At 27.0% G+C, this 14,350-nt stretch carries 14 protein-coding genes; 1 reads left to right on the top strand and 13 read right to left on the bottom strand.

What is annotated here, in order from left to right:
• Window positions 1–186 precede the first annotated feature (186 nt).
• The 3 genes from RSF37_RS02725 to RSF37_RS02715 are packed head-to-tail and all read right to left on the bottom strand — an operon-like array spanning window position 187 to window position 3,255.
• The gene (locus tag RSF37_RS02725; protein ID WP_332562851.1) at window positions 187–2,199 is read right to left on the bottom strand and encodes a penicillin-binding transpeptidase domain-containing protein; all 2,013 of its coding nucleotides are present in this window, start codon (window positions 2,197–2,199) and stop codon (window positions 187–189) included.
• Window positions 2,200–2,253: 54 nt separating this feature from the next.
• Window positions 2,254–3,060 carry a RelA/SpoT domain-containing protein gene (locus RSF37_RS02720; RefSeq protein WP_332562850.1) on the bottom strand — a complete coding sequence of 269 codons (807 nt, stop codon included), beginning with the start codon at window positions 3,058–3,060 and terminating at the stop codon, window positions 2,254–2,256.
• 30 nt (window positions 3,061–3,090) lie between these two features.
• Window positions 3,091–3,255 (bottom strand): hypothetical protein, encoded by a 165-nt coding sequence (locus RSF37_RS02715; protein ID WP_332562849.1) that lies wholly within the window; start codon window positions 3,253–3,255, stop codon window positions 3,091–3,093.
• A 154-nt stretch (window positions 3,256–3,409) separates the two neighbouring features.
• Between RSF37_RS02715 and RSF37_RS02710 the strand changes: the two genes are divergently transcribed.
• Window positions 3,410–4,048 carry a lactate utilization protein gene (locus RSF37_RS02710; RefSeq protein ID WP_332562848.1) on the top strand — a complete coding sequence of 213 codons (639 nt, stop codon included), beginning with the start codon at window positions 3,410–3,412 and terminating at the stop codon, window positions 4,046–4,048.
• A 76-nt stretch (window positions 4,049–4,124) separates the two neighbouring features.
• Here the strand turns inward: RSF37_RS02710 and RSF37_RS02705 are convergent, their stop codons facing one another.
• From RSF37_RS02705 to RSF37_RS02660, 10 genes are all read right to left on the bottom strand, one after another.
• Window positions 4,125–4,355, bottom strand: a complete 231-nt coding sequence (locus RSF37_RS02705) for a TIGR04540 family protein (protein WP_332562847.1) — start codon at window positions 4,353–4,355, stop codon at window positions 4,125–4,127.
• A gap of 87 nt (window positions 4,356–4,442) precedes the next feature.
• Window positions 4,443–5,099: a response regulator transcription factor gene (locus RSF37_RS02700; protein WP_332562846.1), complete on the bottom strand. Its 657-nt coding sequence runs from the start codon at window positions 5,097–5,099 to the stop codon at window positions 4,443–4,445.
• Between the two features lies 1 nt (window position 5,100).
• Window positions 5,101–6,396, bottom strand: a complete 1,296-nt coding sequence (locus RSF37_RS02695) for a HAMP domain-containing sensor histidine kinase (protein WP_332562845.1) — start codon at window positions 6,394–6,396, stop codon at window positions 5,101–5,103.
• 37 nt (window positions 6,397–6,433) lie between these two features.
• Window positions 6,434–7,225 carry an ABC transporter ATP-binding protein gene (locus tag RSF37_RS02690; RefSeq protein ID WP_332562844.1) on the bottom strand — a complete coding sequence of 264 codons (792 nt, stop codon included), beginning with the start codon at window positions 7,223–7,225 and terminating at the stop codon, window positions 6,434–6,436.
• Between the two features lie 18 nt (window positions 7,226–7,243).
• Complete coding sequence (locus RSF37_RS02685) at window positions 7,244–8,575, bottom strand: FtsX-like permease family protein (RefSeq protein ID WP_332562843.1); 1,332 nt, start codon at window positions 8,573–8,575, stop codon at window positions 7,244–7,246.
• A gap of 80 nt (window positions 8,576–8,655) precedes the next feature.
• Window positions 8,656–9,555: an SPL family radical SAM protein gene (locus tag RSF37_RS02680; protein WP_332562842.1), complete on the bottom strand. Its 900-nt coding sequence runs from the start codon at window positions 9,553–9,555 to the stop codon at window positions 8,656–8,658.
• Window positions 9,556–9,574: 19 nt separating this feature from the next.
• Window positions 9,575–10,723 (bottom strand): hypothetical protein, encoded by a 1,149-nt coding sequence (locus tag RSF37_RS02675; RefSeq protein ID WP_332562841.1) that lies wholly within the window; start codon window positions 10,721–10,723, stop codon window positions 9,575–9,577.
• A gap of 34 nt (window positions 10,724–10,757) precedes the next feature.
• Window positions 10,758–12,041, bottom strand: coding sequence for an alkaline phosphatase family protein (locus tag RSF37_RS02670; RefSeq protein WP_332562840.1), 1,284 nt, complete (start codon window positions 12,039–12,041; stop codon window positions 10,758–10,760).
• 24 nt (window positions 12,042–12,065) lie between these two features.
• A complete protein-coding gene (locus RSF37_RS02665) occupies window positions 12,066–14,009 on the bottom strand; it encodes a translation factor GTPase family protein (protein WP_332562839.1) in 1,944 nt (647 codons plus the stop codon).
• Window positions 14,010–14,074: 65 nt separating this feature from the next.
• On the bottom strand, window positions 14,075–14,350 hold a 276-nt coding region (locus tag RSF37_RS02660), incomplete at its 5' end, for a hypothetical protein (protein ID WP_332562838.1).

The raw sequence follows: 14,350 nt of genomic DNA, 5'->3' as shown, positions 1-14,350 counted from the left end.
CCTTCTTTTATTTGTATAATTAAATTGTAGTACATAATCATGTTACTATTATTTCCAAACTATAAACATTGCTTAAAGTTCTATATGAATTAATTATGATAACTATGGGATTTTGTTATTTATAAAAATTCTTATAAAAATAAGCCTTAGAAATATTCTAAAGCTTATTTTTGTAATTTAAATTTACTATTTTAAGTATGATTGTAATATATTTTTAGCTCTTGGTGTAGCTGCATGAGATCCACCTTGATCTTTAACATCTTCTAACAATACAGCAATTGCTATTTTTGAATCCTTAGTATCCACTGCTACAAACCAACCATTTTCTGTTCCTTTTTGATCATCTTGAGTCTTTTTAATTTCTGCTGTTCCTGTTTTACCTGCAAGACTTACCCCTGGTATTTTGGCATCCGTTGCAGTTCCACCAGCTCCGTTTATTGGCGCTTCAAAAGCAGTAATAAGATCATTTAGATCTTTCTTCTCTATAGCTGATTCTTTCCATACTTTAGCTGTTCCATTTTCACTTGTAACTAATCTTGGCTCCATTATATTACCACCATTACCTAAAGCACTATATGCTAATGCCATGTTTAAAGGTGTTACTAAAATTTCACCCTGTCCATATCCTGAATCTGCTAATGCAATCTCATCTTTTATTTTTCCATCATTTGATATTTGTGAGTTCTCCATTGGATATCCAAATTCAAGCTTATCTCCAATACCAAATCTCTTAGCACCATCAATAAATTTATCTGCGCCTATATCTAGTGCAGCTTGTGCAAAGTAAATATTATCTGAATACTTAACAGCATCAACCAAATTTACTCCTTTACCTGGGTCATCTACTCTTGTTACTTTATAATCTCCCCATGAACTATCTTTCTGCCATTTAGTACCTTTAATGTCTTTAACATCATTTGGATTAATCTTCCCATCTCTAAGGCCTGTTGCAGCTGTTATAAGTTTAAATGTTGATCCTGGTGAGTATGCCTTATTAAATCTATTCACTTCACAAGCATTTTTTGTATCTTCTAATTCTTTCTTTTGAGTCTTAGTCATATATGTTGTGAACATATTAGAATCATATGAAGGAGCACTTACCATTGCAAGAACTTCACCAGTCTTAGGGTTTACAGCTGTTACTGCACCTTTTTCTCCATTCATTTCATCATATGCTTTCTTTTGAAGTTTTGAATCTATAGAAATCTTTATATCTTTTCCGTTCTTAGCATCAGATTTCGCAACTGAAATCTTTTCAGATCCTCTTTCTATATATATTTCTCCACCATCTGTTTTTCTTAAAGTATCTTCATAAACTTGTTCTAAACCACTTTTTCCTATTACACTTGTTGCAGTGTAACCTTTATCTTTCATTTTATCTAATTCTTCTGCAGTTATAGGTCCTATATAACCAACTAGTCTTCCAAAGGCTTCTCCACCTTCATATGTTCTTGAAGTAGTATTGTTTATTAGAATACCGTCTAGCTCGCGATTTTCTAATGTCTTAAGTCTGCTATCTGTTGGTAGTATTTTTACTATTTCAACAAAATGTCCTGGATCTGTACTAGCATCTATTTTCTTATTAATAGTATCTTCGCTAATATCTAAAGCGGCTGCCATCTCTTTTACTTTCTTCTCTTTATCTTCCTTACAGAATACTGCCGGATGTATTCCAACTACACTTACTTTTCCATCTTCCGCTAAAACTTTGCCGTCTTTATCTAATATTTTACCACGCACACCCCTTTGTGTGACAACCTTCACTTTATCGCCTTCAACCATTTGAGGCAAAATTAAATTATCATTCCAATTAACTTTATATTCTTTATCATCTTTAACCATAACTGCTTTAAAGTCTTTTAATTCAACTTTTCCAGCAACAGTATTCATAGTTAATGTAAATGGTACAGAAACAGTTCCATCGCCTTTCTCTGCTTCCCCATCTTCTATATTCATATTACTTGCTCCCATAGCACCATATATATTGCTGAATCTTTTTACAAATTGATCTTCTGTTATTTTGCTCTTTGAATCATTACTAAGCATTTCATACATGCCTTTATAATCATTTTGGGCCCACTTTTCCTTATAACTATCAAATGCTTCTTTAGCTTTATCGGTTCCTGAACAACCAATTATAAACATTGACATTCCAATTACCATAACTAAAGCTAAACTAATTTTCTTAAAAAACTTCATAATTTCTCCTCCAATTTACATAATTGTATAAATTATAACATATTCATTTTAATATTACACTTCCGCTAATTTACTTTTAAGTCTAATAATCTCACTATCTTTCTCATCTAACAACTTCTCGTAAGCCTGTTCTTTGCAATCCCATTCTTTACTCAAAGTATTTATCAACGATGCCATTTCATCGGCACTTCCTACTATTCTATTAAATAAAAGTAAGTTTGATTTTAATATTTCAGGTATCTCATTGTGAGAATATCTAAGTCTATGGTCTATTTCCCCATACCCCTCTTCAAATATTGTTCTAACTTGTATTTCTGCTATAACTTTTTGATTTGTAGGATAGAATTCTACTAAATAATGAACCGATCTATACCCTGACTGTCTTGACCTTACCTCTATCCCTAAATCATCAAATACTTTAGTATTATCCCCATCTCTTACATTAGCTGTTATCTCTATTACTTTCCATGTATTTATAATAAATTCATGAATAGCCTCCCATTGATCTTTAAATATATGTATTACTCTTATCCCTATTAAATCGTTTATTTCATTCTTATAATTATCTACAGTAAATATAAATTCTTCACCATACTTTTCTTTTCGCTCCTTAGTCTTCCTTATAATCTTTTCAATCAACCTATCTGGTGCTTTTACTCTTGATTTAACAGAATGGATATTGTTATCTGAACGAAGAATGTTCGCTATAAAATTTGCTTGATTTTCATAAGAATCTCTATACTTTATATAGTCCTCATATATCTTTTCTAAATAACTTATTTCAATTTTATTTTTTTCTATTAATTCAATACAGTATTTATATTTAACTAAAAACTGTTTCATATCAAAATTATAACTCATTAAAATTCACCTCTTATACCTTTTATATTATTAATCATCACTACATACGCACATGCTATTCATTATTTTTACTATCTCTTCATTTGAAAGTGATGCATAGTATTTATCGTAATGATCTTCCGAACAAAAATCACCTATCTTATTTTTATATCCCTGCCCTTTAATTTCTTTTTTGCAATATAAACATTTTTTCATCTTATGATTCACCTCTTTATGTTAATATATTATTTCATTATACTACTTCAAAATATTTTTTGAAAATTATATTATAAAAAAATGTAAACATTTAAGTTTACTATTAGTAGTTTACTAAATTAATAATGTATAATCATTTTGGAGGGTGATTTTTATGAATAAAATTAAAAAATGGAAACTAGAATGTGATGCTAAAGAAATTGTAGATATTTTAAATGAATATAATTATAATGCAATTTATTTAGAATCAAGTGATTTAGTTAAAGATAAAGTTTTAGAACTAATTCCTAAAGGGTCTTCTATAGCACTTGGAGGTTCTGTTACATTAGATGAATTAAATATTGTACCAGAATTTAGAAGCGATGATTATAAGCTTTATGATCGTTACATAGATGCACCATTTAGTGAAATAGTTGAAATAATGAGAGAATCAATGACAGCTGATTATTTAGTTACAAGTACAAATGCTATAACAAGAAATGGAGAGCTTGTAAATACTGATTCAGGTGGAAATAGAGCTGCTGGTATTTTGTTTGGACCTAAAAATGTAATAATAGTTGCTGGTGCAAACAAAGTTGTGGATAATTTAAGTGATGCCTTTAAACGAATTAATGAAGTTGCAATTATGAATGCTAAAAGAATAAATCATAAATGTCCTTGTGTAACAGATGGTAAATGTCACGACTGTTCAGTAAGAGGCAGGATTTGTAATTTCACATCTATAGTTCATAATGGAATGAAATTTAAAGGAAGAATAACAATAATCATAGTTCCAGAGGAACTTGGATTTTAAAAATATTTAAAAAGTAAACCGGTTAATATGCTAAAAAATAAAGAGCTAATTAAAATTAGCTCTTTATAAAAGTATCTTATTTATCTTGTAAAATCTTATTAATAATTTCTATTCTTTCTTCACCTAGAACATTTGCAATTTTCCCTTCGACTTTACCATTCTTATAAAATCTATCTTCATTTGTTTCAATTATTCTAGTGATTTTAGCTTTTAGCTTCTCATACTCCATAATATCATCTAAATACTCATCAATCTGATCCTTTAAGCACTTAGCTAATTCTTTAGGATTTTTATAAGTTACTCTCATTTTCATTCTCCTTTGTATTAAAAAATATTTATTCTATAGTTTGTATTATATAATTTAATTAGTACTACTGCAATGATTTTAATCCTTTTATTTTATACAATATCCAACATTCTTCACTGTAACTATTAAATCTGTTGGAAGTTTCTTTCTTAAATTCTTAATATGTGCATCAACTACTCTATCACTTCCAAAATAATCGTATCCCCATACTTTATCAAGTATTTTTTGTCTTGATAGTATCGATCCTTTATTTTGTATTAAAACTTTTAGTAATTCATACTCTTTCATAAGTAATTGTAAATCTTCATCTTTATAAAACACAGTATAGTTACTTAAATCAATTTTATAATCTAAAAATAATATTTCATTACATTCCATCTTATTAGCGCGTCTAAATATAGCCTCAATTCTTTTAAGTAGAATATTAGGTGAAAATGGTTTTCTTATATAATCATCAGTTCCATACTCAAATGCTTTTATCTCAGTATTTTCATAATCTATTGCAGTTATTATTAAAACTGGATTATTTGATATACCTCTTATCTCTTTTAGTATATCAAGGCCATTTCCCATTGGTATCATAAGATCTAATATATATAAGTCGAATTCTTGTTTATATATATTATCTGTACATTCCTTACCATCAAAACAGTTTACTACATTATATCCATAGTTTAATAAATAGCTCTTTACTATTTCATTTAAATTTTTATCATCCTCAAGAAGGAGTATATTAAGCGCCATATTATTTTCCTCCTAATACTATTGTAAAAATAATTCCATCTTCAAAGTTACTAATATAATGATGAAACTTTAAAGCATTTAAACATTCTCTTACAATAAATAAGCCAATCCCCTTTCCTTCTACATCATCACTTATATTTTTAACTCTATATAATGGATTGAAAATTAAGCTTATATCTTCTTCACTTAAATTCTGTCCATAATTTTTTATTGAAAGCACATCCTCATCTAATTTAATTATAACTCCACTATTTTTATCACCATATTTTATAGCATTCTCTATTACGTTCAATATTGCCTTTTCAAATAATCGCCTATCTGCATTTACTTTATAATCTTCAGCTATAAAAATATTATATGAAATGTTTTTTTCTAGTAATATAATTTTATAACTGTCAATAATAGCTTCAACACAATCTTTTAGCGGTATATTTTCCATTACAGCCGGTATTGCTTCAAGCTTTGTTATATCAAGCATTTCATTAGCTATTTTACCAAGCTTTGCTGAAAGCCTTCTACACTCTCTTATATATTTATCCCTATCTGTATATGGATATACTTCATCTAACATTCCTTCAAGAATACCATTCATTGCTGCAATTGGAGTTTTTATTTCATGAGATAATCCGAGCATTAACTGCTTTTTATATTCCTTCATATTATTAAGCTCATTTATATTTTTTCTAAGAGTTTTATTTAACTCATTTATATCTTTTGATAACATTGCAATCTCATCATCACTATTAACTTCTATCGTTATATCCTTATCTAATTCTTTCATTTCCGATGTTTTTTTTGAAATATACAATATAGGCCCTGTTATATATTTAGAATATATATAAGAAAATACCGCTGAAAATAAGAGCATTAAAAATATTGTTTTAGGAATTAACGCATTTAAATTTTCTTTTAAATCTTTTTGCACATGGAATCTTCCAAGCACTTCAATTATATATCTTCCACTTCTTATATTAATTGGTTTTCTGATTATTGATAACTCAGTACCATCTCCATCAATCTTAATATTATCAATAGAATATCTATCCATATCATTTACATAAACTTTATCTATTGATGGATCATTTAGTAATACTTTGCTTTTTTCCTTAACTTCTTCTAAAGTACTATTACGCATATTATCAATAAACTCATCAATAATCTTTTCTATTCTATTAAATTCAGTTACATAATACGTTTTATATATCATTGCATCATTTACTAAATAAATTATCATAATTATTACAAATAGAAATGTTGTAGTAAATAAAAACGTTCTATCCCTATGTTTCAATTTCATTTAAATATTCACCTGCTAATTTACAATATTTAAAATATTATACCACAACTTCCTCATTTTCCATAAATAAACTTTCGCATTCCTTTGAAGTTTCTTCTACAATTTTATAATAAAAATCTCTATGTGTCATAGCTCCTCTATTTAAAGTTGCATCTACCTCTCCATCTCTTATTAAGAGTAATTTTTTGCAATAACTTCCTATCACTGAATCATGAGTAACAATTACAATAGTTATTCCATCTTCCCTATTAAGCTTACTTAATAATTTTATAAGTTCATTAGAGTTTTTTGTGTCTAGCGCTCCTGTTGGCTCATCTGCAACTATTATTTTCGGATTTGATATAAGCGCTCTACAAACAGCTGCTCTTTGGTTTTGCCCTCCTGAACATTCTGCTGGATATTTATCTAAAATAGCTTCTATATCCATCTTTTTAGAAACCATTTCAAGCCTCTCATCACACTCTTCTTTAGAAAGTCCAGCTAATATTACAGATGATAATATATTATCTTTTATAGTTAATGTATCTAAAAGGTTAAAATTTTGGAATATAAAACCTATATTTTCTCTTCTAAATGCACTTAAATCACAATCAGCCATTCCCTGTACATTTTTACCATTTATTAGTAATTTGCCTCTTGATGGTACATCTAAAGTTGCTAGTATATTTAAGAAAGTTGATTTACCTGATCCTGATGGACCCATAATTCCAATAAAATCTCCTTCATATACTCTTAGAGAAACTTTATTAAGTGCATAAAAGCTATTATCTCCAACTCCATATATTTTATCTACATTATCAACAATTACAATTTCATTTAAACCTTTCATTACTATTCCTCCTAAATTTTAATTAAATATTTGATTTACTATTTTTTCTCTATTTTTCATTGAAGAAACTATTCCAGCTAGAACTAATGGTACAAATACAATTACTAGGACTTGTACAGTTAATGTAATTGTATATGCTCCAACACATGTGTAAATTATTAAGTTACCTATTAGAAGACTAATTGGTAATAAAAGCGCTATACTATAAAATAATAAGTATTCTTTTTTTAATATTTCTACAACTTCTTCCTTTGAATACCCAAGTATTTTTAGTTGATTATATAACTTCATCTTCTCATCTGTTTCAACCATTAGTTTATAAAATAAAGATAACCCTACTATTAGTGAAGTTCCAAATATACAGAACATTAAATTACCCTTCATTCCATCAAACTCAATATATTCAACTATTGAGTTTGCAAAATAATTTAATGCTATAGTAAGTGCAAGAACATATATTAGAGAATCTGATAGCATCTTCTCAAAGTTACTTATATATATTCTTCTAAGCCCTTTATACATAAATCTTTTCTTCTTTAGATTCTTTATAATTTTAGGAATAAAGTATTTTATAATCCCATAAACTCCTATACTTCCTAGTATAAAAGAAACATATGCTGCACCTTCTGCACCTTCAAAACTTGGTAATGTTAAACTATATACTATCGGAATTAAATACAATATTAAAAATAGAGTTCCAGGGACTCTTACATTTCTACTATCAGTGAAGCCTTTAGTATTTTCTACTTTCATTAAATCTATTATTTCTTTTCTGTAAGCGTATCCAAAATTCAGTGAAACTAATAGCAAGTATTGTATAACTACATATACAGCTACTATAAGCAACCCCTCAGTATCAAAAGTGAATAATGGTCCATCACTACCTAAAAATTTATACATAATTGTATTAAATATAGGTGTTAATATTAGTCCTATAACTAATCCTATTGACGCTCCAATAATATATGTTCTACCATTTATATACATTAAATATCTTGATACATCTACAATTGATGCTCCATTTGTAATTGCAAATGCTATCTCTTTACCCTTTCTTTTTATATGATTTTTATTACATATAACTGCAAAAAAAGTAGCTACAAAAACAAGTATAAGTAAGTTTTGTTTTTGCAGAAGTGGAATTGGATAAACAAACGACTCTACAACACCTATGTAATCTGTTGCTTTTTCAACGACAACCTCTCCTTTAGTTGAATATATTGATTGGTTATATGCAAGATTAATAGCATTAAACATAAATGCTACCGTTATAGAAATTGAGAAAATATAGAATAAACTATTTTTAAAGTCTGCCTTAAATGTCTTTTTTGCAAAATCATAAATACCCATTTGTAATACCCCCTAATATTTCTTACCACTATATTACAATTCTAATATGAAACCTAAATGAAATAAAAAAGTTTGTTTAGTTATAAACTAAACAAACTCATTTGTTTTTCATTATATTTACTTTTATAATCTACTATTATATCTTCCATATTATAAAGTATCCCATACTTATCACATTCAGCTATAAATCTATTCATTAAATTGCTAGCATTTTCTACTCTGCATTCATATCTATTTCCAAAAGTATTAATATACTTTTCTACAATATTTCTTTCTTTGAAATTTTCAATTAATTTTTCGTAATAATACTCTCTTTGATTTCCTCTTAAAGTCACACCAAATCCAAAGGTATAAATAAACTTTGCACCACACTCATACGCTTTCTTAACTATATTTATAATATTTTCTTCATTATCATTAATAAATGGTAATATTGGCATCATTAATATACCAACATAAATACCATTATCACTTAATTCTTTTATTGCTTTAAATCTTTCTGAAGTTACAGCAACATTTGGTTCAAGCTTTCTGCAAAGTTCATCATCAAATGTTGTTATAGTTATTTTAATTAATACTGGCGAGTGCTCACCTATCTTTTTTAGTATATCTATATCCCTTTTAATAAGTGGGCTTTTTGTCGCAATTGCTACTCCAAAATTATATAAATTTATTTGTTCTAATGCCTTTCTAGTTAAATATAATTTTTTTTCAAAAGGATTGTACGGATCACTCATAGAACCTGTCATGATTACACCTTTCTTCTTCTTACTTTTTAAATCTTTTATAATTATATTAATAGCATTTTCTTTGCTGCGCACTTTATCGAAATTCTCTATATTATAACATTCACTTCTAGAATCACAATATATACATCCATGAGAGCATCCTTTATAAATATTCATATTATAATCAACCCCAAACCAAGGATTATTTTTTAAGTAACCTGATACAATATTTTTAGATTTTATATATTCCATTAAATCACCACCGTAGAGTTTAGTAATCATATATATTATAAACTTTGAAATCTTGAACCCTCTTATCATCAGTTCCAAAATAATCTTTTTTTACAAATACTAAATTATTCTTTTTATTAGTGTATATATAAGTATTACTATTTTCATCTTCTTTATCTTCTGAAACTTTTCTTATCTTTTCTATTCCATCCCCTTTAAACTTACATAAATAATAGTTTTTAATATTATTTCCTTCAGATAATAAGAAAAATCCATCTATATAATTTAAAGTATTTATATCAGTATCTTTTTTATCCTTATATATAGATTTATAGTCTTTACTCGATGTGTCATACTTAAGTATTCTTGAAACATACATAGAACTTCCTCCATCATCTGATGTTAGAAATTCTATATAATTATCTTCATTTGATGAAATGACTTTATTTACATACTCATCTTTTTTTGTTCTTATTTTATCATAATCTTCAATCTTAATTTTTTTATTTTCTAATATTAATTTTTTAATTTTCCCATCTGGGTTTATTCCATATATACTATCTGTCCCTTTATCATAAAATACAGATTGAATATTTCTATATTCAGTATTTTCTCTTGCTAAATCTAATAATTCACTTACATAAAATTCATTAGTCTTACCATTAATAATTACTAATTCTTGTTTTTCATTTTGAAAAATTTTATAAATATAATAGTTCATATTTCCAGTTACATAATCAAGTGATGTACCTCTCTCTTCATCATTTAACTTTAATGCACTTCCATCTAGTATTGCTTTTGGCAATATATTTTCCTCATTAAAATTATCAGCTTTAACAATTTTAATATTATGATTTTCTGTAGAATTTTGATATACTAATTCATCTATCATATTATCTTTATCTATTTTTTCTCCTGTTACATTTAATACGCCTTTGTTATCAAAATAGTATGTCTCTTCCTGTTTTGTATTTTTATTCGAAAAAGCATATAGAAATAATTTTCCATCTTTAAATCCAACAGATTCATAATCAGTATTGTTTTCTTTAATAAAGCCTCCTGTTATAGCCTTTGAGTTATTATACTTCGTTTGATCTGTAATACTATTAAACCCATTAGCACTACATCCAATAAAAAGTACTGAACTTATAGTTAAAAGTAACATATATCCCTTCCTAAACTTACCCATAAAAACCTCCACATTTAATATAAATTAATACATCTTAATCATTCCCAAATTCTCCTGTATTATTACATTTATAATATAAGAAAGGTATTTCCATTTCTTCTTTTGATGCACCACCATGAACACCTTTAGTAAATATCTCAAATATACCTTTTTCATACCACCATATATTATTTTTATATTTTGGAAGTATTAATAAATTTCCACATCTCTCTTTAAGTCGATGGCTACCTTTTTTAAAGAAGCCGTATTTAAATAAATCATCATATGGTATTACTTCCACTTTATCATTAAAATATTTTTTAATAATATTACAGCATTCTCCAATCAATTCCTCTTTAACATTTAAAAATAGATCTCTACAATATCCAGATGGTAAATCCATGCCTCTAGAATTTTTAACTAAGTAACTACTTATAGTTGGAATAATTTCATTAATATATTGTTTATCATTTAAATCAGTTTCTATTTGACCATGATCTGCTGATATTAAAATCGTAATCTTTTCTGTATCTTTTATTTCACTATAAAAGATATCTAATGCATTTAAAAATTTAATAACTTGCTCTTTAAACTCTTTAGATTCACATCCTTTTTCATGTCCTACACTATCTATTTCCGGCAAGTAAACGTAAATATATTCTTTATTAGTATTCTTATTTATATTTTTAGCTAAGCTTTTAAATAAATCATCATATTTTTCATAACCTACTATTTCAGAGAATCTTCCCATAGTTTTACTATATATACTGTTATTTATATATGAAGGTTGAAATATTTTACTTGTTATACCATTTTCTTTTAATGTTTTAAATATACTCTTCTCTGGTAAAAATTCTTTTATATTAATATTGCATTTTTCTAAACTTCCTATTTCCACATCTCTTGCCTTATTAAATAAAAAAGCAGTAACTATATCATCTGCTTGCTTATCGTAATAAAACCATTCAAACAATCCATGTTCATATACACTTTCATCTGAAAGAGCTGTTGTTACATGTGCTGTCGTTGTTGATGGAAACTGTGATGTGATTTTTGATACTACACCATTTAATTCTATTTCCTTAAGAAATTTTGAATATTCTTTGTATTTTTCATAAAAACACCATCCAAATGCATCAACTAAAAAAAATATAACTTTATCAGTATTCTTACTATTTTCATTAATAACATCTTCCGGCAAAGATTTATTACTTTCTATATTAAATAAATTTTTAATAGTACCATTTATATTCGAAAAGCAATAACTATCATATAAAGGTATTGTAAACTCTTTATATCTACTCATATTCACTTTTTTTATAGACTTTTTATTTATCATAAATTCTCCTTAATATAGCTATAATTATTTTAAGCAATGCATATACTCTTTAGCTACTTTTCCTTCTACTAAATAAGATTGTCCTTTTGAACAGAATATTGAAACTGATGTATATTCAATATCCGAATCTTTGCTATATCCTTTATTCTCTATTACTTCTTCCTCATTATGACATAGATCATAACCTTCAAATACTAAATTAATATTTCCTTTGCCTTTAGTAAAACCAACGAACTCTAAAGGATAATTCATTAAAGTTTTAACTGGTCCTCTTCCGGTTATAATTACTCTATCTCCCAAGTTCCAAGGTTCGTTAAATTCTCCGCTCATCTTTTGAATATCTGAAATAACTCTACCTATAAGCTCTATTGGAATTGTAATTTTAAATTTATAATAAGGTTCTAGTAATTTGCATTTAGCACTTTCAAGGCCTTGTCTTAATGCTCTTTTAGTAGACTCTCTAAAGTCCCCCCCACTAGTATGCTTATTATGTGCTCTTCCTGTAAGTAAAGTTATTTTTAAATCTGTTATTGGACTTCCTGTTAGTATTCCTTTATGTTCTCTTTCAAATATATGAGTTTTAATAAGATTTTGATTTCCTGTCGTTAAATTATCTGCGTGACATTTGTTATAAAAAGTTATACCACTATCTCTATCGCCTTCTTCGATCTTCAAGTGTACTTCACTATAATGGCCAAGTGGTTCAAAATGTCCATATCCAAACGTTTCGCCTTCAATTGTCTCTTTATATAAAATTTCAGGTTCTCCAAATTCAACATTCAATGAAAATCTCTCCAAAATCACTTCTTTTAAAACTTCAAGCTGAATTTTACCCATAATGCTTATGTGAAGCTCTTTCAATTCCTCATTCCAATTAACATTTAAACTCTCATCTTCACTTTCTAATATCTTAAAATAATTCAAAACCTCTTTATCGTTAATTTTATTATTATAAATAACTTTTGAAATGAGTGCTGGCCTTAAATCATTTATCACACAGTCATCAGTATTTATTCCCATTCCTTCTGTTAATTTTGTAATACCAACAACCCCAAAAATCTCACCAGCATTTCCAAAATCTACGCCTTCAAACTTATTTCCATTATAACTTCTTATAGAATTTACTTTTTCAATAATTGTTTCCCCATTTACAGTATATTTTATTTCATCCTTCGTTTTTAATTTCCCAATAATACCTTTTATAAAAGTAACCCTATTTCCTTTGTTATCATATCTAACTTTAAATACTCTTCCTTTAAACTGACCTTCACTTTCATAGTCAGTGAAAGTCAGTTTGCTAAAGATTTCTAAAAACTCAGTTATACCTTCATCTAAAAGTGCTACACCTTTAGAACAAACAACTATTTTATTATTTTTTATGAGCATTTTAAGTTTCTCTATCCATAACTTTTTATTATATCCTTCTTCAAAATATATATTTAAAAGTTCTTCATCTTTTTCTGCAATAAATTCGATATTTTCTTCACTTAATTTATCCAAATCATCTATTAATAATATTTTAGTATTTAAATCTCTTTCAATTGTTTTTATAGTATTTTCTATACTATCTAAAACTAAATCCATTTTATTAATAAATATAAATGTGGGCACATTATGTTTACGTAAACTATTCCAAATAGTTTCAGTATGTCCTTCTACCCCATCTCTACCACTTATTATTAAAATCGCATAATCTAATATACCAATTCCTCGTTCCATCTCTTTTGAAAAATCAATATGCCCTGGTGTATCAACTAAAAAATATGTATCCTTATTAAAATCAAACTTTGCAACATCTGAAAATACAGTTATACCTCTCTTTTTTTCTATATCATGACTGTCTAAAAAAGAGTCTTTATGGTCGACTCTTCCTCTTTTTCTTATACTATTAGTATGGTACAGTATCTGCTCAGAAAATGTTGTTTTACCTCCATCTACATGTGCAAATATACCTATTGTTTTATTCATTTTTATTCACCTTTATCTCTCTATCATCAGTTAATTATTATTAATATTATACCACCAATAACTCACTATTTAGGAATATTTAATGGATTGAAATATATGTTTATTGGTAACCATTTTGAATTCATTAAAACATTGTATACCTTTCCTTTTTTATCTATAAAAGCTGAAATGTATGCTCCCTGTGATTTTGAATACTCTATCTCCTTAAACTCTAAGTTTAAAGAACTATAATATTTCTCAATATAATTAATTGATACCGTTTCCCCTATAGCCTTTGGAATTACCCCTAAAGTCCAAAACAATATAATTACTGTTAATATTAATATAGTTATCTTTTTGTA

Origin of the sequence: Clostridium sp., from assembly GCF_036643715.1 — a bacterium.
In the GTDB taxonomy this organism is placed as follows: Bacteria; Bacillota; Clostridia; order Clostridiales; family Clostridiaceae; genus Clostridium.
Note: the sequence above shows the minus strand (reverse complement) of the source record. Positions and strands in the feature narration are given on the sequence as shown.